Genomic DNA, 22,143 nt, shown 5'->3' on the forward strand with positions numbered 1-22,143 from the left:
CCCGTTGCATCCCGGGCCGTCGACGCACGTGCAACCCGCTGCAACCCTTGCGCGGTCCGCCAATGGTGGTGTGCTCTGAGTCACATGACTGACACGATTGAAAAGCCAGCCGGGACCGTCCTCACGCCCTCGGCCCGTATCGACGCGTGGCTCGCCGACTTCGAGACGGCGCTGGCCGAGCGGGACGTCGCACGCGCGGCCGGCATGTTTGCCGTCGACTGCTTCTGGCGCGATCTGGTGTCCTTCACCTGGAACATCAAGACGGTGGAGGGTCGCGACGGCGTGACCGACATGCTCACCGCCCGGCTCGCCGAGACCAGCCCGTCGGGTTTTCGCACCAGGGAGGAGCCGACCGAAGACGGTGACGTCACCAGCGCCTTCATCGAGTTCGAGACCGCCGTCGGCCGCGGCACCGGGCACCTTCGCCTCAAGGGCGACCCAGAAGGAAACGACGTAGCGTGGACGCTTCTCACCGCCATGCAGGAGCTCAAGGGCCACGAGGAGCGCAAGGGCGTCACCCGGGTGCTGGGTGCGGTGCACGGGTCCGACGCCGACACCAGGTCGTGGGCAGAGAAACGGGCCGACGAGGAGGCGGCACTCGGCTACACCACGCAGCCGTATGCACTCGTGGTCGGCGGCGGTCAGGGCGGCATCGCGCTCGGTGCGCGACTGCGCCAAATGGGCGTCCCCGCGATCGTGGTCGACAAGCACGACCGTCCGGGCGACCAGTGGCGCAAGCGCTACAAGTCGCTGTGCCTGCACGATCCGGTCTGGTACGACCACCTGCCGTACATGCCCTTCCCGCAGAACTGGCCGGTGTTCGCACCGAAGGACAAGATCGGCGACTGGCTGGAGTTCTACACCCGCGTCATGGAGGTGCCCTACTGGTCGAAGACCACCTGCCTGTCCGCCTCGTTCGACGAGACCGAGAAGCAGTGGACCGTCGAGGTCGACCGCGACGGGGAACGCCTGACGCTGCACCCCACGCAGCTGGTGCTGGCCACCGGCATGTCCGGCAAACCGAGCATTCCGACGCTGCCCGGCCAGGACGTCTTCCGCGGCGAGCAACACCACTCCAGCGCACATCCCGGCCCGGACCGCTACGTCGGCAAGCGCGCGGTGGTGATCGGCTCCAACAACTCCGCCCACGACATCTGCAAGGCACTCGTCGAGAACGGCGTGGACACCACGATGGTGCAGCGCTCGTCGACGCACATCGTGAAGTCGGACTCCCTGATGGAGATCGGCCTCGGCGACCTGTACTCCGAGCGGGCCGTGGCGTCCGGCATGACGACCGAGAAGGCCGACCTGACGTTCGCGTCGCTGCCGTACAAGATCATGCACGAGTTCCAGATCCCGATCTACGACGCCATCCGGGAGCGCGACAAGGAGTTCTACGACCGGCTGACCGCCGCCGGTTTCGACTTGGACTTCGGCGACGACGACTCCGGGCTCTTCATGAAGTACCTGCGCCGCGGTTCCGGCTACTACATCGACGTCGGCGCGTGCGACCTCGTCGCCGACGGCACCATCAAGCTGGCCCAAGGTCAGGTCGAGAAGCTCACCGAGGATGCGGTGGTGCTCACCGACGGCACGGTGCTGCCCGCCGACGTCGTCGTCTACGCGACCGGCTACGGCTCGATGAATGGCTGGGCGGCCGACCTCATCGGCCAGGACGTCGCCGACGAGGTCGGCAAGGTCTGGGGGCTGGGCAGCGGCACGACGAAGGATCCAGGTCCGTGGGAGGGCGAGCAGCGCAACATGTGGAAGCCGACGCAGCAGGAGAATCTGTGGTTCCACGGCGGGAATCTGCATCAGTCCCGGCACTATTCGCTGTATCTCGCCCTGCAACTCAAGGCGCGCTACGAAGGGCTGCCGACGCCCGTCTACGGGCTACAGGAGGTACATCACCTGAGCTAATCAGGCAGCAGGAGCGCCGACCGGGACGAAACCCGAGCCCGGTCTGTTCTTCGCGTCGATGTCGGCCAAGATCGACGTCATCGACATGGTGACCGCCGGGGTGTGCAGCGGAATGAACTTGACCACGCAGGTCGGCAGGTCCTCGCTGAAGGCACCGTGGATCATGCCGACCAGCAGGTTGTTCACAGTCACCGGCGCGCCGGAGTCGCCGGGCTGCCCGCACACCTGGTTGAGGATCGTGCCGGGTTTGTCGCCCGGCCCCCACGTGACGCCGCACGACTGGCCCGTGGTGCGGCCGAGCTTGCATGCGTTCTCGCCAAACGCCGGATCGGGGCCGAGGCCGTCGATCTCGAAGCCGTCGATCGAATTGACCGGCTGAACCTTGGCCGGGTCGAACTGGATCACCGCGTAGTCGAGACCGTCGTTGCCGGCGACCATCGTGCCGACGACGCCGCTGGAGGGGGCGCGTTCGGAGGCCACCTGGGCGCCGGGGCCGCCGCAGTGCGCGGAGGTGAAGCCGATCAGGTTGCCCTTGGAGTCGTTGCCGATGGTGGTCAGCGTGCAGAACGTGTCGCCGTCGATGACGATCCCCGATCCGCCGCCGAGGACCACCTTGTCCTCGGCGTGGGACACCGCCAGCTGTGGTGAGGTCAGGGCGGCGACCAGGACGACGAAGAGCGCGGACAGGACGAACTGGCTCCGATGACTTCGCACGAACTGCAACGACCCTCCTCCGGCACTGCCCCGGCCGACGGCCAAGCCCGGCCAGTCTAACGTCGGCCGGAATCGTTGCGTGGCCCTCGACATGGCAACATGGGCGCCGACCCCCAAGACATGCGGGAGAGTTACTTCGAGCGTGGAGGACGTGTCCGTGAGTGATGGCGACCGCAAGAGCGGCGTTCCGACGACGGTGACCTCGATTCCCTTGGTGGATCCGCACGCACCGAAGCCCGATCCATCAGTGGGCGATTTGGTCAAGGACGCGACGGCGCAGATGTCCACCCTGGTGCGTGCGGAAGTCGAACTAGCGCGCGCCGAGATCACCCGCGACGTCAAGAAGGGGCTCACGGGCAGCGTCTACTTCGTGCTCGCCCTCGTCGTCCTGTTCTACTCCACGTTCTTCTTCTTCTTCTTCGTCGCCGATCTGCTGGACCTGTGGCTGCAGAAGTGGGCGGCCGACCTGATCGTCTTCGGCCTGATGCTGCTGGTCACCGGTCTGCTGGCGTTCTTGGGCTACCGCAAGGTGCGCAAGATCCGCGGCCCACAGAAGACCATCGCCTCGGTCAAGGAGGCACGGGTCGCGTTGGTGCCCGGCGGCGACAAGACCCCGGCGAAGCCGGCCGCGCCGACGGCTGATCCCTCCGGCTGGTAGTGGCGGGCTCCCCGCCACCCGACCCGTCGGTCACCCGCATCGCGGGTCCGTGGCGGCACATGGACGTGCACGCCAACGGGATTCGCTTCCACGTCGTCGAGGCGAACCCCTCCGACGACGCCTCCGGCGATCAACCGCTGGTGATCCTCTTGCACGGCTTCGGCTCGTTCTGGTGGTCCTGGCGACACCAGCTCCGCGGGTTGCGGGGTGCGCGGGTCGTGGCGGTGGACCTGCGGGGGTACGGCGGCAGCGACAAGCCGCCCCGCGGCTACGACGGGTGGACGCTGGCCGGTGACACCGCCGGCCTGGTCCGCGCGCTCGGGCACGAGACCGCGACGCTGGTCGGGCACGCCGACGGTGGTCTGGTCTGCTGGGCCACCTCGGTGCTCCATCCTCGCGTGGTGCGCTCCATCGCGGTGGTCAGCTCGCCGCATCCGGTCGCCCTTCGCGCCTCGGCGCTGACGCGGCGGGACCAGGGCATGGCGCTGTTGCCGTCCTTGCTGCGCTACCAGCTGCCCGCGTGGCCGGAACGATCGCTCACTCGGGATGACGCGGCCGAACTCGAGACCCTCGTCCGCAGTAGGGCCGGGGCCAATTGGCAAGCCTGCGAGGACTTCTCCGAGTCGATGGCCCATCTGCGGCAGGCCATTCGAATCCCGTCGGCGGCGCACTCGGCGCTGGAGTACCAGCGGTGGGCGGTGCGCAGTCAACTTCGCAGCGAGGGTCGTCGCTTCATGCGGTCGATGAAGCGCCCGGTGTCGGTGCCCGTGCTGCACGTGCGCGGCGACGCCGACCCCTACGTGCTCGCCGACCCGGTACGACGGACGCAGAAACTCGTGCCCCACGGGCGGTACGTCTCCGTCGCCGACGCGGGGCACTTCGCCCACGAGGAGAATCCGAACCTCGTCAACGAGCAACTCGCGAGGTTCCTCGCGGGCAGCTGAGGTCAGGAGATGCAGGTGTCGGTCGACACCCGCTGGGTGTTGCCGACCTTGGCCATCTGCTTCTCCACCTCGGTGGAGGTGAGCACGAAGCCGGTGTCGGCGTCGTCGACGGCCGCGCCGAACACGACGCCGAGCACCTTGCCGTCCTTGTCGATCAACGGGCCACCCGAATTGCCCTGCCGGACAGTGCCTCTGATGGTGTACACCTCACGGGTCACCGTCGACGTGTGGTAGATGTCGGGTCCGTTGAGCTGGATGATCTCGCGGATGCGGCCCGGGGTAGCGGTGAATTCGCCGCCACCGGGATAGCCCATCACCAACGCGTCGGTGCCGCTGGCCGCCTCCTGCATGTCGAATTGCAGCGGCTTGGCTGGCAAATCGGGGACGTCGAGGATGGAGATGTCGGCGTTCGGGTCGTAGGAGACGACCGTCGCGTCGTAAGTCTTGCCGTCGGACTCCACGGTCACGCTCTCGGACCCGGCGACCACGTGGGCATTGGACATCACGCGGTTGGGTGCGACGACGAAACCGCTGCCCTCGAGCACCTTTTGGCAGCTGGTGGCCACGCCGCGAATCTTGAGCACGCTCGGCCGGGTCGCCGCGACCACGGGATCGGTGGCCAGTGCGGCATCCGGCGCGTCGACGTTCACGATCGGGGTGCGGCCGAACGGTTGCAGCACGTCGGGCAGCCCGGAGGTGTCCAGCAGCGACGACAACCGGGTCGGGACCCGCTTCAACCATGCCGGGGCGGCCTCGTCGACCGTCGAAAGCACGCGCGAACCACGCACGGCCGCGGCAAGATTGGGTTGGTCCGAGGAGGTCAGCGGGGTGGCCAGGAGCCAGGCCGCCACCAACACCGCGACGAGTTGCAACCCGACTCCGACGATGGAGTCGACGGTGCGCAGACCCCCGTTGCGGATCGCGCCCCGCACCGCGCGGCCCAGCACCACGCCGGCGATCTCGCCGATCACGACGAGCCCGAGGATCAGGAACAGCGCGACGAACAGCTTGGTGCGGGGTCCGTCGACGTGACCGACGACGTGCGGTGCGAGCAGCACGCCGGCCACCGCACCGAGGATCACCCCGACGAAGGACAGCAGCGAGCCAAGTGCCCCGGAGCGCCATCCGGAGATGGCCGCGACGAAGGCGATGGCGAGGACGGCCAGATCAAGCCACTGCGACGAAGTCATTGTGGGCCCTCACGGTAATCGCTACCGCCGCCGACGAGCGCCATCGCCACGTCGAGTTCGCGCACGTCGTCGGTGTCCCACGGCTGCGCCCAGCCCGCGACGTCGAGAATTGCCGAGATGACCTGACCGGTGAAACCCCACACGAGCATCTGATTCAGCATGAAGGCGGGGCCTGCGAAACGGGTGGTGTTCTCCTTGCGGTACACCATCAGCCGGTTCTCGGGATTGACGAAGGCGCGCACCGGGACGCGGGCCACGATCGCGGTCTCGGCGTGGTCGACGACGCCGACCGGCCCCGGATCGGGCGAATAGGCCAGGACCGGCACGACGTGAAAGCCCGACGGCGGGATGAACATCCGGTCGAGCGTGGTCAGCGGTCGTAACCTCGTCACGTCGACGCCGGTCTCCTCGTTGGCCTCCCGCAGCGCGGTGCCGACCGGACCGTCGTCACCGGGGTCGGCCGCGCCGCCCGGAAAGGCGGCCTGCCCGGCGTGCTGGCGCAGGGTCGAGGCGCGCACGGTGAGCAGCAGATCGGCGTCGGGGGGCAGCCCGCCCGACGGTGAGTCCGACGGCCCGGAGAACAGCACCAGCACCGCGGCGTCGCGCTTGGCTCCGGTGCGCGTGGCCGTGGCGTTGGCGTTGGTGATGGCGGCCAGCACGTCAGCGGGCACGCGCTCGCGGTAGGCGCGGGGCACGTCGCCGACGTTGTCGAGTAGCGGGGTGAGCCAGGACGGGGCGGCCGCGGCATCGAGGGCGACCGTCGATCCCCCGTCACCGTTCGAGATCAACCGCGCACTCCGATCACCGGGTTCACTGCCGCGGCGATGTCATCGGCGCTGGTGAATGCACGCGGCAGGATTTTGGCCACCGTACCGTCCGAACGCAGCACGACGGTGGCGGGCATGACATTGGGCACCTTCAGCGCCGCGGCGACGAGCCGTCGGCCGTCCTGCAGGGTGGGCAGCTTGACGCCGAGTTCTGCGAGCCGCAGCAGGGCGGCGGTCTCGTTCTCGTCCTGGTGCACCGTCAGCACCGTGACCGCCGGCCCGGTCCGCTGCTGGTACTGCGCCATCGCGGGCAGTTCGTCGGCGCAGGGTCCGCACCAGTAGGCCCACAGGTTGAGCACCACGTTGCGGCCCTCGACCATGGCTCCGACGTCGGCGCGGCTGCCGTCGGCGGCGCACTCGACGGTGACCCCGGCCAAAGCCGCCGGGCCCCCGTGCGATGTCGCCGGCGCGGGGCAGGGCGGCAGCCCGGCCCGCGCACGCGGGCCCGACAACGCCTCCGCGGTGTCGGCGTCGCGGTGTTCCCTGGCCACTCCGGCGCTCGAGCCGGCACCGGTCACCCCCGCCGGGTCGTCGGCGCCGATTTCCCGCCACAGCGCGACGACCAGCGCGACGATGACGACCAGACCCGCCAGGGTCCACCGGGTGGAGGCGCGCATGACTCCGACGTGCTCTACAGCCCGGCCAGCGACAGCAGGTGTTCGGTCTCGGGGCCCTTCACCAACGCCGCGGCGGCCAGCGGATCCGTCGGGCCGAGGCCGAATGACGGGCAGTCCTTGGCCAGCACGCACACGCCGCACGCCGGCTTCTTGGCGTGACACACCCGGCGACCGTGGAAGATCACCCGGTGGCTCAGCAGGGTCCACTCCTTGCGGGGGATCAGCTCGCCGATCGCGAACTCCACCTTGACTGGATCCTCGAGTTCGGTCCACCGCCAGCGGCGCACCAGCCTGCCGAAGTGGGTGTCGACGGTGATGCCCGGGATGTCGAAGGCATTGCCGAGAATGACGTTGGCGGTCTTGCGGCCGATGCCCGGCAGCGTCACCAGTTCCTCGAGAGTCCGTGGCACCTCTCCGTCGAACCGCTCGACCAACTCCTGGCCAAGCCGCATCAGCGAATTGGCCTTGTTCCGGTAGAAGCCGGTGGTGCGAACCAGCGCCTCCAACTCCTCGCGATCGGCGCCGGCGTAGTCCGCGGCTGTGCGGTACTTGGCGAACAACGCCGGGGTCGCGAGGTTGACGCCCTTGTCGGTGCTTTGAGCCGACAGGATGGTGGCAACCGCCAGCTCCAGCGGATTCGTGAAGTCCAGTTCGCAGTAGACGTGCGGAAAGGCTTGGGACAGCGTCCGATTCATTCGTCGTGCGCGACGAACCAAGCCGGTGGGCGTTTCGGTGTCGTACTTGGCGGATTTGGGGGCCGTCACTGCGCGCATTGCCACGCCAGCCAGCCTACTGAGCCAACCGACGAGTGTAAGCGCGGACCGGTGGCATTTCGTGATCGCCCTGAGACCTTCGGCGTGTTTACTTCGCCATGTGTCCTGGTTGCTGGTCGTCTTCATCCCTGGGTTGCTGATGTTGGCGACCTTCGGGCTGAGCCGTTTGGAGGCCGGACTCGACGACGACACCGTGTCTCCCGCCGACGTCACCGCGTCGGTCGAACGGGCCAAGGCGGTCTGCGCCAAGCCCGCCGCCCGGACGAGGGCCGTCGAGTCCTACGAATTGCTCGACGACGGATATGACGACGTCTGCCGGACGAGCGTGTTCGCACGGGCATCCCGCGACGTGCCGACGCGCATGATCATTCCGCACGAATCGAATACGGAATTTCGGCCGACCCGCCACGCCTTTCGTGTGTAGCGTTGGCACGTCGCGAAGACCTCAGCGCTTAGACTGAATTCGCCATCCCGCCCGGGGTGGTCTTCGCGTGACATATTTCCGACGGTGTTAAGGGGCAACGTGGACGAGATCCTGGCCAGGGCCGGAATCTTCCAGGGAGTGGAACCGACTGCGGTCTCCGCGCTGACCAAGCAATTGCAGCCCGTCGACTTTCCGCGTGGCCACACCGTGTTCGCCGAAGGCGAGCCGGGAGATCGGCTCTACATCATCATCTCCGGCAAGGTGAAGATCGGCCGCCGCTCACCGGACGGCCGGGAGAATCTGCTGACGATCATGGGTCCGTCGGACATGTTCGGCGAGCTGTCGATCTTCGATCCCGGCCCCCGCACCTCCAGTGCCACCACCATCACCGAGGTTCGCGCGGTGTCGATGGACCGGGAAGCGCTGCGCGCGTGGATCGCCGACCGCCCCGAGATCGCCGAGCAGTTGCTGCGCGTGCTGGCCCGTCGCCTGCGCCGCACCAACAACAACCTCGCCGACCTCATCTTCACCGACGTCCCCGGCCGCGTCGCCAAGCAGCTGCTGCAACTCGCCCAGCGCTTCGGCACCCAGGAGGGCGGCGCGCTGCGCGTCACCCACGACCTGACCCAGGAGGAGATCGCCCAGCTGGTCGGCGCCTCCCGCGAGACGGTCAACAAGGCCCTGGCCGACTTCGCCCATCGTGGCTGGATTCGGCTGGAGGGCAAGAGCGTGTTGATCAGCGATTCCGAGCGACTGGCCCGCCGCGCCAGGTAGCCCTCCGTGCGATTCGTGCACCCGGACCCGCGGTGACCGCGGGTGAACGTGCACGAGTCACGCTCTGAGGTAGTCCAGTTGGGCCTGCACGCTCCACTGGGCGTGCTCCCACAGCTTCTCGTCGACGTCGGTGTACACGTGCTCGACGATCTGACGGGCGGTCGCGTCGTCCCCGAGCACCCGGAGTGCCTCACGCACCTGGTTCAACCGGTCCTCACGATGGGCGAGATAGGCCCCCGTCACCGCCTCGAGATCACCGAGATCCGGTCCGTGGCCCGGGAGTACGGCCAGGTTGCCCAGTCCGCGGAGCCGCCGCAACGACTCCAGGTAGTCGCGCAGGCTGCCGTCCTCGTTGTCGATGACGGTGGTGCCACGGCCCAGCACCGTGTCCGCGGTGAAGACGGCATCGTCGACCACGAACGACAGCGAGTCCGCGGTGTGCCCCGGCGTGGCCATGACCGTGATGCGCACCCCGGCGGCGTCGATCACCTCGCCGTCGGTCAACGGACCGCCCAGCCCGCGCAGGAATCCACTGCCCACGGCCCGGACGACGGCGCCGGTTCGGTCGACGAGTTTGTCGATCCCGTCGGTGTGGTCGCCGTGCTTGTGACTGATCAAGACCAGCGGGATCTTGCCAAGCGCCGCGATCCGCTCGATGTGCGCGTCGTCGGCCGGGCCCGGGTCTACGACCACCATCTCGTCGCTACCCGGCCCACGCAGCACCCAGGTGTTGGTGCCTTCGAGCGTCATCAGACCGGGGTTGTCGCACAACAGCACCGACGCCGTGTCGGTGACGCGGCGCAGCGTCCCGTACGCGGGGTGGGCAGGCCCGCTCACGCGACCTCCGCCCCACTGTCGCTCACGCGACCTCCGCCCCACTGTCGCTCACGCGACCTCTACGATCAGCTCCACTTCCACCGGCGCGTTCAGCGGCAACTCCGACACCCCGACCGCCGAGCGAGCATGCACTCCGGCGTCGCCGAAGACGTCACCGAGCAGTTGCGACGCACCGTTGACCACGCCGGGCTGACCGTTGAAACCTGGTGCGGACGCGACGAATCCGACCACCTTGACCACCCGAACCACCGAATCGACGCCGACGAGGGCGTGCACGGCGGCCAGCGCGTTGAGCGCACACGTGCGCGCCAACTCCTTCGCCTCCTCGGCGGTGACCTCGGCGCCGACCTTGCCCGCCTTCGGCAGTTCGCCGTCGACCATCGGCAGCTGCCCGGAGGTGTACACCAGGTTGCCCGTCCGTACGGCGGGCACGTAGGCGGCCAGGGGCGCGACGACCGCGGGCAGCTCGAGGCCCAGCTCCGTCAAACGTTCCGAGATCGTCACTTGGGCCGCTTCATGTAGGCGACGAGCTGCTCGCCGGTGGGCCCGGGAACCACGGAGACCAGCTCCCACCCGTCCTCACCCCATTGATCGAGGATCTGCTTGGTCGCGTGGGTCAGTAGTGCCACTGTCACGTATTCCCACCGGGTCGGTTCGCTCATGGAGCCGAGCTTATCGGTGTGCGTGCATCCGATGGCTAGCATGCAGGAGTGAGCAACGACGTTCCCGATTCCAGCAGTCGTTCCATTGGCTGGCCCTCCCGGTTGAACAAGGCGCGACTGCACTTCGTGACCGGCAAGGGCGGGACGGGAAAGTCGACGATCGCCGCGTCGCTGGCTCTGGCGCTTGCCGCAGGCGGGCGCAAGGTGCTGCTCGTCGAAGTCGAGGGCCGCCAAGGCATCGCCCAACTCTTCGACGTGCCGCCGTTGCCGTACGAGGAGGTCAAGATCGCGACCGCCGAGCGCGGCGGTCAGGTCAACGCGCTGGCCATCGACACCGAGGCGGCGTTCCTCGAATACCTCGACATGTTCTACAACCTCGGCATCGCGGGCCGGGCGATGCGCCGCATCGGCGCCGTCGAATTCGCGACGACGATCGCTCCGGGCCTGCGCGACGTGCTGCTCACCGGCAAGGTCAAGGAGATCGTGGTGCGGTCTCAGAAGGACGCCGGCAAGGGCAAGGGCAAGCCGACCGCATACGACGCCGTCGTGGTCGACTCGCCGCCGACCGGCCGCATCGCCCGCTTCCTCGACGTCACCAAGGCGGTCTCGGACCTGGCCAAGGGCGGTCCCGTGCACTCCCAGGCCGACGGCGTGGTCAAGCTGCTGCACTCCGAGCTCACGGCCATCCATCTCGTCACGCTGCTGGAGGCCCTGCCCATTCAGGAGACCCTCGAGGCCGTCGACGAGCTCAGGGATCTCGGGTTGCCGATCGGCAGCGTGATCGTCAACCGCAACATCCCCGCCTATCTCGATGCCGACGACCTGGTGAAGGCCGCCGAGGGTGACGTCGACGCGGACGCGGTGCGTGCGGGCTTGGCCAAGGTGGGAATCACGTTGAGCGACACGGATTTCGCCGGTCTGCTCACCGAGACCATTCAGCACGCGACGCGGATCAGCGCGCGCGCCGAGAGCGCGGCCCTTCTCGACGAGGTCGACGTTCCGCGCCTGGAACTGCCCGCCATCTCCGACGGCGTCGACCTTGGCAGCCTGTACGAACTGGCCGAAGCGCTTTCCCAGCAAGGCGTCCGATGAGCGCTCGCGCACAGAGAATGAGGCCGATGAGCGCTCGCGCACAGAGAATGAGGCCGATGAGCGCTCGCGCACAGAGAATGAGGCCGATGAGCGCTTGCGCGAAGAGAATGAGGTTGAGATGAGCCCCGCACCCACCCCACTCGACCTTCAGTCGATTCTCACCGATCGGTCCAATCGCGTCGTGGTGTGTTGCGGCGCAGGCGGTGTCGGGAAGACCACGACCGCCGCGGCGATGGCGCTGCGGGCCGCGGAGTACGGCCGCACCGTGGTCGTGTTGACCATCGACCCGGCCAAGCGGCTGGCTCAGGCGTTGGGCATCAAGGACCTCGGCAACACGCCACAGCGCGTGCCGCTGGCCCCCGAGGTGTCCGGTGAACTGCACGCGATGATGCTCGACATGCGTCGCACGTTCGACGAGATGGTCATCCAGTACTCCGGCGGCGACCGCGCCGACGCGATCTTGGAGAACCAGTTCTACCAAACCGTCGCAACGTCTCTGGCGGGCACGCAGGAGTACATGGCGATGGAGAAACTGGGCCAGCTCCTCGGCGAGGACAAGTGGGACCTGGTCGTGGTGGACACTCCCCCGTCGCGCAACGCGTTGGACTTCCTGGACGCTCCGAAACGGCTCGGCAGCTTCATGGACAGCCGGCTGTGGCGCCTGCTGCTGGCGCCGGGGCGAGGCATCGGCAAGCTGGTGACCGGTGCGGTGGGGTTGGCGATGAAGGCGCTCTCGACGGTGTTGGGTTCGCAAATGCTGTCCGACGCCGCAGGTTTCGTGCAGGCGCTGGACTCGACGTTCAGCGGGTTCCGAGAGAAGGCGGACCGCACCTACGAATTGTTGAAGCGCCGGGGCACCCAGTTCGTCGTCGTCTCTGCCGCCGAGCCCGACGCGCTGCGGGAGGCGTCCTTCTTCGTCGACCGGTTGTCCTCGGAGAAGATGCCGCTTGCCGGGCTCATCCTGAACCGCACGCATCCGACGCTGTGCGATCTGCAGATCGACAAGGCCAGGGAGTCGGCGGATCAGCTGACCGACGACGACGCGTTGGCCGCGGCAGTGCTGCGAATTCACGCCGATCGGGCTCAGACCGCCAAGCGCGAGGTACGACTGCTGTCGCGGTTCACCGGGGCCAACCCGCAGGTGGCCATCGTCGGGGTGCCGTCACTGCCGTTCGACGTCTCGGACCTCGAGGCGCTCCGCGCGATCGCCGATCAGATCACCGGCAGCCTGGCGGAGTGAGCCGGGCGGTCCTCAGACGGCGCTGCGGTGCTTGCGCTGAGCGGCGAAGAAGTCGGCCCAGGACACGACCTCGGGGTGCTGCTTGAGCAACGCCCGGCGCTGACGTTCGGTCATGCCACCCCACACGCCGAACTCGACGCGGTTGTCCAGGGCGTCGGCGCCGCATTCGGAGATCACCGGGCAGTGCCGGCAGATCACGGCGGCCTTGCGCTGCGCGGCCCCGCGGACGAACAACTCGTCGGGATCGGCCTGGCGGCAACGGGCCTGGGAGACCCAGGCGATGCGTGCTTCTGCTTCGGCGCTTTGAACCACCACACCGTTGACTGGGGAACTCGTGACTGTCCTGCGCGCCGCGGGCCGTATTCCTGACACCAGCGATCCCTTCGTCCAGCCGCCCCCTGCGGCGGCGCAGTCTTCGGTGTAGTTCGCCATTGCGATCTACGCCACATTGCGATTGGGAGTGTTACCTAGATCGCACTGTCAGTCAAAGCTAGGTGGTCAGGGGGGTTTTGCGCAACAGCTAAATCACGAATTTTTGGGACGACCGTGCCGTGATACATCTTCGTCCAGGATTTGCGGTTGCGCAGTGCGTGCCCGAGGGGTCTGCGGTACCACTGCGGTGCTGGTAAGGATCCATCCCGTCTGCGTGGCTACTCTGTAGCCATGTCCGACCGATCGCAGGCGACGCCGTCCCCTCGGCGCGCGCCCGCAGCGGTCACGCTGATCAAGCTCGCCTGGTGCGTATTGCTGGCCAGCGTCGTCGCCGCGGGCCTGATGTTCCCGCTCGTCGGCGGCTTTGGCCTGATGTCGAACCGCGCGTCCGACGTCGTCGCCAACGGTTCGGCCCAGCTGGTGGAGGGCGAGGTCCCCGCGGTGTCGACGATGGTCGACGCCAAGGGCAACCCGCTCGCGTGGCTGTACAACCAGCGCCGGTTCGAGGTGCGCAGCGACCAGATCGCCAACGCGATGAAGTTGGCGATCGTCTCCATCGAGGACAAGCGCTTCGCCGAGCACAACGGCGTCGACTGGAAGGGCACGCTCACCGGTCTGTCGGGCTACGTGACCGGCGCCGCCGACACCCGCGGCGGTTCGACGCTGGAACAGCAGTACGTCAAGAACTACCAGCTGCTGGTGATCGCGCAGACCGACGCCGAGAAGCGCGCCGCGATCGAGACCACGCCCGCTCGCAAGCTGCGCGAGATCCGCATGGCGTTGACGTTGGACAAGACCTTCACCAAGTCGGAGATCCTGACGCGGTACCTGAACCTGGTGTCGTTCGGCAACGGCGCCTTCGGCGTGCAGGACGCCGCGCAGACCTACTTCGGCGTCGATGCCTCGCAGTTGAACTGGCAGCAGGCCGCGCTGCTGGCCGGCATGGTGCAGTCGACCAGCGCCCTGAATCCCTACACCAACCCCGAGGGCGCCCTGGAACGTCGCAACGTGGTGCTGGACACCATGATCGACAACGTGCCGCAGGAGGCCGACGCGTTACGGGCGGCGAAGCAGGAGCCACTCGGCGTGCTCCCCCAACCCAACGAACTGCCTCGCGGATGCATCGCCGCGGGCGACCGCGCCTTCTTCTGCGACTACGTGCTGGACTACCTGGCCCGCGCCGGCATCAGCAAGGAACAGGTCGCCAAGGGCGGCTACCTCATCAAGACCACGCTGGACCCCGACATCCAGAATTCGGTGAAGTCCTCGATCACCAACTTCGCCGCGCCGGACATCGACGGCGTCGCCAGCGTGATGAGTGTCATCAAGCCCGGCAAGGACTCTCACCCGATCGTGGCGATGGCGTCCAACCGCACCTACGGGCTCAACAGCGACGCCGGCGAGACCATGCAACCGCAACCCTTCTCCCTGGTGGGTGACGGCGCAGGATCCATCTTCAAGGTGTTCACCACCTCGGCGGCGCTGGAGATGGGCATGGGCATCAACGCCCAGCTCGACGCTCCGGGCCGCTTCGAGGCCAAGGGGCTCGGCAGCGGCGGCGCGAAGGGATGCCCGGCGGCCACGTGGTGCGTGCTCAACGACGGCAGCTACCGCGGCGCCATTAGCGTCACCGACGCGTTGGCGACCTCGCCCAACACCGCCTTCGCCAAACTGATCTCCCAGGTCGGGGTGCAGCGCACCGTCGACATGGCGGTCAAGCTGGGACTGCGGTCCTACGCGCTGCCGGGAACGGCCCGCGCGTACGACCCCGACAGCAACGAGAGCCTTGCCGACTTCGTGAAGCGGCAGAACCTGGGCTCGTTCACCCTGGGGCCCATCGAGGTCAACCCGCTGGAGCTCTCCAACGTGGCGGCCACGCTCGCCTCGGGTGGCACGTGGTGCCCGCCGAATCCGATCGACAAGATCTACGACCGCAACGGCAAGGACGTCTCGGTCACCACCGAGACGTGCGAGCAGGTCGTGCCAGAGGGGCTGGCCAACACCCTGGCCAACGCCATGAGCAAGGACGACCAGAGCGGTACCGCCGCGAGTGCGGCCAGTTCGGCCGGCTGGACCCTGCCGGTGTCCGGCAAGACGGGGACCACCGAGGCGCACCGGTCCTCGGGCTTCCTGGGCTTCACCAACGCCTACGCCGCGGCCAACTACATCTACGACGACTCGTCCTCGCCGTCGGACCTCTGCTCGTTCCCGCTGCGGCAGTGCGGTTCTGGCAATCTGTACGGCGGCAACGAACCGGCGCGCACGTGGTTCACCGCGATGAAGCAGTTCACCCCGGACGACGTGGCGCTGCCGCCGACCGACCCTCGCTACGTCGACGGGGCGCCGGGCTCCAAGGTGCCCAGCGTGGCGGGCATGACGCAGGACCTCGCGCGGCAGCGTCTGAAGGACGCCGGCTTCCAGGTCGCCGATCAGGCCACCCCGGTCAACAGTGGCTCGTCCGTGGGCACGGTCGTCGGGACCTCCCCCAACGGTCAAACCGTGCCGGGGTCGATCATCACGATCCAGATCAGCAACGGCATCGCGCCGGCACCGCCACCGCCGCCTCCCGGGCTCCCCCTCGACCCGAACGATCCGAACGCGGTCCCCGCGCCGGTGGGCTCGACGGTCGTGATGATCCCGGGATTGCCGCCCATCACGGTCCCGGTGCTGGGCCCGCCGCCACCTGCTCCACCGCCCTGACCGTTCGCGGGGCGACGATTGGCCCTCGGGAGACGAGGTGGCGATCAGCTTCGCGCAGTAGGCTGCACCCATGCTCGCCCGTTCGACGGTATTGAAGAACCCCGCCTCGTTGGCCGGCTCGCTGGCCGCGGGCTCGCTGGCCGCGGGCGTCGCCTACGCGACGCTGATCGAACGCAACGCGTTCGTCGTGCGGGAGACGACGATGCCGGTGCTCACACCGGGGTCGGCGCCGTTGCGGGTGCTGCATCTCAGCGACCTCCACATGACGCCGCGGCAGCGACGCAAGCAGGAGTGGATCCGCGAGCTCGCGGCGTGGGAGCCCGACCTCGTCATCAACACCGGTGACAACCTCTCGCACCCCAAGGCCGTCCCGTCGGTGGTGCAGGCGCTGGGTGACCTCCTGTCGGTGCCGGGCTTGTTCGTCTTCGGCAGCAACGACTACTTCGGCCCGACGCCGAAGAACCCCACCAATTACCTGTTCAAGCCGTCCTATCGGATCACCGGCGAGCCGCTGCCGTGGCAGGACCTGCGCGCGGCGTTCACCGAGCGCGGCTGGCTGGACATGACGCACACCCGCCGCGAGATCGAGGTCAAGGGCCAACTCGTCGCCGCCGCCGGTGTGGACGACCCCCACCTCAAACGCGACCGCTACGACACGATCGCGGGACCGGCCAGTCCGGCGGCGAATCTGACCCTGGGCCTCACCCATGCGCCGTACACCCGCGTGCTCGACCGCTTCGCCGCCGACGGCTATCAGCTGGTGCTGGCGGGGCACACCCACGGCGGCCAGATGTGCCTGCCGTTCAAGGGTGCAGTCGTGACCAATTGCGATCTGGATCCGTCACGGGCCAAGGGTCCGTCGCAGTGGGGCGCCCACATGCAGTTGCACGTCTCCGCCGGTCTGGGCACCTCGCCCTATGCGCCGTACCGCTTCTGCTGCCGGCCCGAGGCCACGCTGTTGACCTTGGTGGCCGCGCCGACCGGCGGGGGCAGCCTGGGCAGCCGGGTGAGCGTGTCGCACCCGACCGTCTCGGCGCGTTGAGCGGCCGCGACTCCGTCGCAGTCCGCCGGCACCCACGTCAGTGGGTGGATGACGCGATCCGCCTGATCGAGGCCGACGCGCGGCGTAGCGCCGACACCCATCTGCTGCGGTATCCGCTGCCGTCGGCGTGGTGCGACGGCGTGCAGGTCGAGCTGTACCTGAAGGACGAGACGACCCATCTCACCGGGAGTCTCAAGCACCGACTGGCGCGATCCTTGTTCCTCTACGCGCTGTGCAACGGCTGGATTGGGAAGAACACCACGATCATCGAGGCGTCGTCGGGGTCGACCGCGGTCTCGGAGGCCTACTTCGCCGCGATGCTGGGGTTGCCCTTCATCGCCGTGATGCCGTCCTCGACCAGCACCACCAAGATCCGCCTCATCGAATCACAGGGCGGCCGTTGCCATTTCGTCGCCCAATCCGGTCAGGTCTACGCCGAGGCGGAACGACTGGCACGGGAGACGGGCGGGCACTACCTCGACCAGTTCACCAACGCCGAGCGCGCGACCGATTGGCGCGGCAACAACAACATCGCCGAGTCGATCTTCGACCAGATGCGCGAGGAACGGTTTCCGGCGCCGGAGTGGATCGTCGTCGGCGCTGGCACGGGGGGCACCAGCGCGACGATCGGCCGCTACATCCGGTATCGGCGCCACCCCACCCAGTTGTGCGTCGTCGACCCGGAGAATTCGGCGTTCTATCCGTCCTACGCCCAAGGCCGCCGAGACGTCACGGGGACGTCGTCACGCATCGAGGGCATCGGCCGCCCCCGCGTCGAGCCGTCGTTCCTGCCGGACGTCATCGACCGCATGACGGTCGTGCCCGACGCTTCGTCGGTGGCCGCGGCGCATCACGTCAGCGCGGTCCTGGGGCGCAAGGTCGGGCCGTCGACGGGGACCAACCTCTGGGGTGCGTTCGGGCTGCTGGCCGAGATGATCTCGGCGGGTCGTAGCGGATCGGTGGTCACCCTGTTGTGCGACGCGGGGGAACGCTACGCCGACACCTACTTCGACTCGGAGTGGCTCACCAGCCAGGGGCTGGATCCCTCGGGGTCGGCCTCGGTGCTCCAGGAGTTCGAGCGCTCGGGCACCTGGGTCTGATCGCCGCTGTCGAACACGTTGCGGCCAAAGCGTTCGGACGTCGCGAACAACCACAGTGCGGCGATGGCGAACAACCCGAAGTAGATCGTGGCTCCCAACCCGGTCATGTGAACGCCTCTCCTCGAATGGCTCGTCGAACGTGCTGGCTACAACGTCGCCAGGCCGGAATTACATTCCGTGTCCGCTTCTTGTACCCATTCGGGCGTCGATCTATCACCAGACCCCGTCGGTCCAGGCGTTTCGCGTCGGGCTGGTTCGGTGCGTTAAGCTGACGACGCTCTACGCGGGGTATGGCGCAGCTTGGTAGCGCGCTTCGTTCGGGACGAAGAGGTCGTGGGTTCGAATCCCGCTACCCCGACCGCGTACGTGCACATCGAAGGCCCCCACCGGTACACCGGTTGGGGCCTTCCGATGTTCGCGGTGTGTCAGGGCAACAGCACGTAGGCCATGCCTGGCCCGTTCTGGATGTCGCGGTCGTTCCACAAACCCTCGCCCGCGAGTCCGTTCATCTCCGTGACGTGGATCCACTGCGCACCGCCACTGGAGGACACGGAATCGACCCAGGCGACGTGGCCGTACCCACCGGCCCCGGCGGCACCCGGCTGGAAGACCACGATGGAGCGTTCCGAGGGTGCGTCGACGACGGTGTAGCCGGCGGCTTGGGCCGCGTTGACCCAATTCCAGGCGTCGCCGCGCATCGCGGGGTACGAGCCGGTGGCCTCGAACCATTTCTGCGCGGCGCCCCAGGTGCACTGGCCGGGTGTGCCGGGGTTGACCGTCTGGGTGAGGCCGACACTGCGCACCGTGAACTGGTCGACGGAGTCGGCGGAGGCAGGCGCCGCGGTGACGGCACCCAGGCCCGAGGCGAATGCGGCGACGGCCAGGGCCGCGAGACCGCGTCGGACGGCGGCACCGAAGATCTTCGGCCTCGACGTGGTGGTGCGGTGTGCATGCGACTGAAGATCGGACATGGTAAAACCTCTCGCGCGATGGCCCTCCCCGACCCGCCCCGCGAGCTTATCTCAACTTGGTCACGATTTCGTACCGAATCGTGACGACCGCCATCCGGAAAGGGTGTCAGACCTTGACGAGCACCCGTTCGGGCTCGTCGTCGTGCTCGTGGGCCTTGGCGTACATCGCGAAGGAGCTGACCTCGGCCACCCCGAGCAGGATGACGGGCCACACCGCGCCCGCCGCGAGGCTCAGTCCGACCCGCTGAAGGACCGGTCTGCGCTCGTCGCCGAGGCGCGCGCTGGCACCGAACACCACGACGGCTGCCACCACCGCGACGACGGCATATCCGACGAGCAAGGACGTCAGCATGATGCCTCCCTAGCGTTTGCCATGAGCAAACGTCTTCCCGGTATCGCGGAACCCAAACCGCCAACCGGTCAGCCTGCAGCGGCGCGCAGCTTCTCCAGCAGCGGCGCGGCCGCCTGCTCGAGGAAGCGATCCTGCCCCTCGTCGCCGACCTGCACGAGCGCGATGTCGGTGAAGCCCGCCTCCCAGTACTCGCGGACCGCGTCGACGATGGCGTCCAGATCCGGCCCGCACGGGATCGACGACGCGACGTCCTCCTTCCGGACGAACTGCGTGGCACCCGCGAAGCCCGCGGTCGTCGGGAGGTCGGCGTTGACCGACCAGCCACCTGCGAACCACCGGAACTGCTCGTGGGCCCTCGCGACGGCCGCAGCCTCGTCGGTGTCCCAGCAGATGGGGATCTGTCCGACGATCCTCGAATCGCCGGGCAGCCCCGTGCCCTTGCGGGCGTCGTGCCATCCGTCGACCAGATCCTTGTCCGGTTCGACGGCGATGAGGTGGTCGACCAACGGCGAGAACGTCTCGATGGAACGCTCGCCGGACACCGCGGCGGCGATGGCCACGGGCACGTCCAGCACGTCCCACAGCCGGGCCGAGTCGACTTCGAAGTAGTCGCCCTTCCAATCCACCAGCTCGCCGGTGAAGAGCTCCCGGATGATCTGCACGGCCTCGCGCAGCATGTCTTGGCGGCGCTTGACCGTCGGCCATCCCTGGCCGACGACGTGCTCGTTGAGATTCTCGCCGCTGCCCACCCCGAGCGTGAACCTGCCGTCGGCGAGGATCTGCAACGTGGCGGCCTGCTGAGCGACGATCGCCGGGTGATAGCGAATCGTCGGGCACGTCACGTAGGTGAACAGTTCGACGCGCTCGGTGGCCTGCGCGACCGCGCCAAGCATCGTCCACGCGTTGGGGGCGTGACCCTGCGCCGACAGCCACGGCGAGTAGTGGTCGCTGGAGACCTCGAAGTCGAAGCCAAGTCGCTCGGCCGAAACTGCGTACTCGACAAGCTGTTTGGGGCCGCTCTGCTCAGTCATCAGGGTGTAGCCGAATCGCGTCATGGCAGACGCCTACCCCGGTTCGGCGGTGGATAACCGCTAGAGCCGATCCTTCACCGCGGCCGACAGACGCGCCGAGTCAGCCTTGCCCTCGGCGATCGCCACGGCCGCCTTCATCACCTGGCCCATCTGCTTGGCGCCGGGCCGGTGTCCGAGCTCCTCGGCCACCTGGGCCATGGCCGTGTTGACGACGTTGGCGAGCTCGTCGTCGTTGAGCTGAGTGGGCAGGTAGTCGTCGATGACCTGAGCTTCGGCCCGCTCGTTGGCGGCCAGCTCCCCGCGTCCGTTCGACACGTAGATCTGCGCGGCTTCGCCCCGCTTGCGCGACTCGCGGGCCAGCACCTTGAGCACCTCGTCGTCGGACAGCTCGCGCACCTTGGCGCCCGACACCTCCTCGGCCTGGATCGCCGCCAGCAGCATCCGCAGCGTGCCGGTCGTCAGCTTGTCGCGTGCCTTCATCGCCACCACGAGGTCGGCGCGCAACCGATCCTTGAGTTCTGCCATGGCGTAGACGCTACGCTCGGGCACCCCGGACACGTTGTGAATGAACGCCGGTATCGACAGGATGAGGGACATGAGCAGCGAAGCTGGCGGCCCCGTCGTCCCACCGCCGCCCGCGTATCCGCCACCACCTGGCTACGGCTACGGGCAGTTTCCGCCGCCGCACCAGCCCCCGCCGGGATTCCCGCCGCCGGGCTACTTTCCACCGCAACCGGGCCAGTACGCGCCGCCGCCGGGCTACCCTCCGCCGCCGGGTTACGCTCCGCAATCCGGTTACCAGTACCCGCCGCCGGGCCCGCCCGGCTACCCACCGCCCGGCTATCCACCGATGGGTCCGCCACCGGCGCTCAAGCCGGGCATCATCCCGCTGCGACCGCTCGGCTTGTCCGACATCCTCAACGCGGCGGTCGCCTACATCCGGGCCAATCCCAAGGCGACCCTCGGCCTGACCACCATCGTCGTCGTGGTCGCCCAGATCGTCTCCCTGTTGTTCGAGATCGGACCGCTGGCCTCCAGCGGCATGTTGTCCCCCTCGTCGTTCGACCCGTCCTCCGACGGCGGTGAGTTCACCGGGTCGTCGGCCGTCGGACTGGTGTTGTCCAGCGCCGCGGGCGCCTTGACCACCGTGCTGGCCGGCATCGTGCTGAGCGGCCTGTTGACGGTGGTCGTCGGCAGGGCCGTGTTCGGCGCGCCGATCGGCGTCGGCGAGGCGTGGCGGCGGGTCCGCGGGCGTTGACTTCCGTTGCTCGGCATCACCGCACTGGAGGCGGTCGGTGCCCTGCTCCTGATCGGCGTGGCCGTTGGAGTGACAGTGGCCGTCGCCGAATTCGTCGGCGCTGCAGCGGCGTTCGTGGTGGGCGCGGTGCTGGGCCTGACCGGGATCGCGGCACTGGTCTACCTGTACACGATGCTGAGCTTCGCGCCGACGCTGATCGTCTTGGAGCGCATCGGTGTCACGGCCGCCATCAGGCGGTCCTTCCGGCTCATCAGGAACGACTTCTGGCGGGTCTTCGGCATCCGCCTCCTGGCGGCAATCATCGCCGGGGTGATCGCCGGCGCCGTCACGGTGCCCTTCAGCCTGGTCGGGCAGGTCATGCTCGCCGTCGGCGAGTCGACCACCATGATGGTCGTCGCGCTGGTGCTGATCACCGTCGGAGCCGCCATCGGGCAGATCGTCACCGCACCCTTCGACGCCGGCGTCGTCGTGTTGCTCTACGCCGATCGGCGCATCAGGGCGGAGGCCTTCGACCTGGTGTTGCGCACCGGTGCGACCGGAATGGTCGACTCCACCGACGATCTCTGGCTCACCCAGCCACGCTGA

23 protein-coding genes, 1 tRNA gene and 1 pseudogene are annotated in these 22,143 nt (G+C 68.1%); 12 read left to right on the plus strand and 13 right to left on the minus strand.

The window, feature by feature from the left end:
• The first annotated feature begins 84 nt into the window (after positions 1 to 84).
• Positions 85 to 1,920, plus strand: coding sequence for an NAD(P)/FAD-dependent oxidoreductase (locus tag H7K45_RS17610; protein WP_263997183.1), 1,836 nt, complete (start codon positions 85 to 87; stop codon positions 1,918 to 1,920).
• Here the strand turns inward: H7K45_RS17610 and H7K45_RS17615 are convergent, their stop codons facing one another.
• On the minus strand, positions 1,921 to 2,586 hold the full coding sequence (locus H7K45_RS17615) for a chymotrypsin family serine protease (protein WP_263997532.1): 666 nt from the start codon (positions 2,584 to 2,586) through the stop codon (positions 1,921 to 1,923).
• 205 nt (positions 2,587 to 2,791) lie between these two features.
• Between H7K45_RS17615 and H7K45_RS17620 the strand changes: the two genes are divergently transcribed.
• Complete coding sequence (locus tag H7K45_RS17620) at positions 2,792 to 3,292, plus strand: phage holin family protein (RefSeq protein ID WP_263997184.1); 501 nt, start codon at positions 2,792 to 2,794, stop codon at positions 3,290 to 3,292.
• 59 nt (positions 3,293 to 3,351) lie between these two features.
• Entirely contained in the window at positions 3,352 to 4,236 is an 885-nt protein-coding gene (locus H7K45_RS17625; RefSeq protein WP_263997533.1) for an alpha/beta fold hydrolase, read from the plus strand.
• Between the two features lie 2 nt (positions 4,237 to 4,238).
• Here H7K45_RS17625 and marP read toward each other — a convergent pair whose 3' ends face one another.
• Genes marP through nth form a run of 4 tightly spaced genes read right to left on the minus strand, consistent with a single transcriptional unit; the run spans position 4,239 to position 7,643 of the window.
• A complete protein-coding gene (marP, locus tag H7K45_RS17630; protein ID WP_263997186.1) occupies positions 4,239 to 5,426 on the minus strand; it encodes an acid resistance serine protease MarP in 1,188 nt (395 codons plus the stop codon).
• Positions 5,423 to 6,211: an NUDIX hydrolase gene (locus H7K45_RS17635; protein ID WP_372512584.1), complete on the minus strand. Its 789-nt coding sequence runs from the start codon at positions 6,209 to 6,211 to the stop codon at positions 5,423 to 5,425. The genes marP and H7K45_RS17635 overlap by 4 nt, the downstream gene beginning before the upstream one ends.
• On the minus strand, positions 6,211 to 6,870 hold the full coding sequence (locus H7K45_RS17640) for a TlpA family protein disulfide reductase (protein WP_263997188.1): 660 nt from the start codon (positions 6,868 to 6,870) through the stop codon (positions 6,211 to 6,213). Before H7K45_RS17640 ends, H7K45_RS17635 begins: the two co-directional genes overlap by 1 nt.
• A 14-nt stretch (positions 6,871 to 6,884) precedes the next feature.
• Positions 6,885 to 7,643: an endonuclease III gene (nth, locus tag H7K45_RS17645; protein WP_263997534.1), complete on the minus strand. Its 759-nt coding sequence runs from the start codon at positions 7,641 to 7,643 to the stop codon at positions 6,885 to 6,887.
• A gap of 100 nt (positions 7,644 to 7,743) precedes the next feature.
• Between nth and H7K45_RS17650 the strand changes: the two genes are divergently transcribed.
• The gene (locus H7K45_RS17650; protein WP_263997189.1) at positions 7,744 to 8,067 is read left to right on the plus strand and encodes a hypothetical protein; all 324 of its coding nucleotides are present in this window, start codon (positions 7,744 to 7,746) and stop codon (positions 8,065 to 8,067) included.
• Positions 8,068 to 8,166: 99 nt separating this feature from the next.
• On the plus strand, positions 8,167 to 8,841 hold the full coding sequence (gene crp / locus H7K45_RS17655) for a cAMP-activated global transcriptional regulator CRP (protein WP_263997190.1): 675 nt from the start codon (positions 8,167 to 8,169) through the stop codon (positions 8,839 to 8,841).
• Positions 8,842 to 8,898: 57 nt separating this feature from the next.
• Here crp and H7K45_RS17660 read toward each other — a convergent pair whose 3' ends face one another.
• Genes H7K45_RS17660 through sp36 form a run of 3 tightly spaced genes read right to left on the minus strand, consistent with a single transcriptional unit; the run spans position 8,899 to position 10,340 of the window.
• Entirely contained in the window at positions 8,899 to 9,678 is a 780-nt protein-coding gene (locus tag H7K45_RS17660) for an MBL fold metallo-hydrolase (protein WP_263997192.1), read from the minus strand.
• Between the two features lie 48 nt (positions 9,679 to 9,726).
• Complete coding sequence (locus H7K45_RS17665; RefSeq protein ID WP_263997193.1) at positions 9,727 to 10,182, minus strand: RidA family protein; 456 nt, start codon at positions 10,180 to 10,182, stop codon at positions 9,727 to 9,729.
• Entirely contained in the window at positions 10,179 to 10,340 is a 162-nt protein-coding gene (gene sp36 / locus H7K45_RS17670) for a Sp36 family protein (RefSeq protein WP_263997194.1), read from the minus strand. Before sp36 ends, H7K45_RS17665 begins: the two co-directional genes overlap by 4 nt.
• A gap of 48 nt (positions 10,341 to 10,388) precedes the next feature.
• On the opposite strand from sp36, the gene bagA reads away from it, so the two are divergent.
• Complete coding sequence (gene bagA, locus H7K45_RS17675) at positions 10,389 to 11,432, plus strand: ATPase BagA (protein WP_263997195.1); 1,044 nt, start codon at positions 10,389 to 10,391, stop codon at positions 11,430 to 11,432.
• Positions 11,433 to 11,550: 118 nt separating this feature from the next.
• Entirely contained in the window at positions 11,551 to 12,672 is a 1,122-nt protein-coding gene (bagB, locus tag H7K45_RS17680) for an ATPase BagB (protein WP_263997196.1), read from the plus strand.
• A 12-nt stretch (positions 12,673 to 12,684) separates the two neighbouring features.
• Here bagB and H7K45_RS17685 read toward each other — a convergent pair whose 3' ends face one another.
• A complete protein-coding gene (locus tag H7K45_RS17685; protein ID WP_263997535.1) occupies positions 12,685 to 13,044 on the minus strand; it encodes a WhiB family transcriptional regulator in 360 nt (119 codons plus the stop codon).
• 291 nt (positions 13,045 to 13,335) lie between these two features.
• On the opposite strand from H7K45_RS17685, the gene ponA2 reads away from it, so the two are divergent.
• The 4 genes from ponA2 (at position 13,336) to H7K45_RS17705 (ending at position 18,304) form a co-directional block, all read left to right on the plus strand.
• Positions 13,336 to 15,804 (plus strand): transglycosylase/D,D-transpeptidase PonA2, encoded by a 2,469-nt coding sequence (gene ponA2 / locus H7K45_RS17690; protein WP_263997197.1) that lies wholly within the window; start codon positions 13,336 to 13,338, stop codon positions 15,802 to 15,804.
• A gap of 70 nt (positions 15,805 to 15,874) precedes the next feature.
• Entirely contained in the window at positions 15,875 to 16,846 is a 972-nt protein-coding gene (locus tag H7K45_RS17695) for a metallophosphoesterase (RefSeq protein WP_263997198.1), read from the plus strand.
• Positions 16,843 to 17,946 (plus strand): L-cysteine desulfhydrase Cds1, encoded by a 1,104-nt coding sequence (cds1, locus tag H7K45_RS17700; protein ID WP_263997199.1) that lies wholly within the window; start codon positions 16,843 to 16,845, stop codon positions 17,944 to 17,946. Before H7K45_RS17695 ends, cds1 begins: the two co-directional genes overlap by 4 nt.
• 284 nt (positions 17,947 to 18,230) lie before the next feature.
• Positions 18,231 to 18,304, plus strand: a tRNA-Pro gene (locus H7K45_RS17705).
• A 67-nt stretch (positions 18,305 to 18,371) separates the two neighbouring features.
• Here H7K45_RS17705 and H7K45_RS17710 read toward each other — a convergent pair.
• The 4 genes from H7K45_RS17710 to H7K45_RS17725 all read right to left on the minus strand — a co-directional run bounded on the left by H7K45_RS17710 (position 18,372) and on the right by H7K45_RS17725 (position 20,825).
• Positions 18,372 to 18,917: a CHAP domain-containing protein gene (locus tag H7K45_RS17710; protein ID WP_263997200.1), complete on the minus strand. Its 546-nt coding sequence runs from the start codon at positions 18,915 to 18,917 to the stop codon at positions 18,372 to 18,374.
• Positions 18,918 to 19,023: 106 nt separating this feature from the next.
• Positions 19,024 to 19,269 (minus strand): hypothetical protein, encoded by a 246-nt coding sequence (locus H7K45_RS17715; RefSeq protein ID WP_263997201.1) that lies wholly within the window; start codon positions 19,267 to 19,269, stop codon positions 19,024 to 19,026.
• Between the two features lie 68 nt (positions 19,270 to 19,337).
• Positions 19,338 to 20,324: an LLM class F420-dependent oxidoreductase gene (locus H7K45_RS17720; RefSeq protein WP_263997202.1), complete on the minus strand. Its 987-nt coding sequence runs from the start codon at positions 20,322 to 20,324 to the stop codon at positions 19,338 to 19,340.
• 36 nt (positions 20,325 to 20,360) lie between these two features.
• On the minus strand, positions 20,361 to 20,825 hold the full coding sequence (locus tag H7K45_RS17725; protein ID WP_263997536.1) for a GatB/YqeY domain-containing protein: 465 nt from the start codon (positions 20,823 to 20,825) through the stop codon (positions 20,361 to 20,363).
• A 70-nt stretch (positions 20,826 to 20,895) separates the two neighbouring features.
• Here H7K45_RS17725 and H7K45_RS17730 point away from each other — a divergent pair.
• A pseudogene (locus H7K45_RS17730) lies at positions 20,896 to 22,143 on the plus strand (DUF7847 domain-containing protein).

The sequence above is a fragment of the Mycobacterium yunnanensis genome, assembly GCF_025823185.1.
GTDB classification, from domain to species: Bacteria; Actinomycetota; Actinomycetes; order Mycobacteriales; family Mycobacteriaceae; genus Mycobacterium; species Mycobacterium yunnanensis.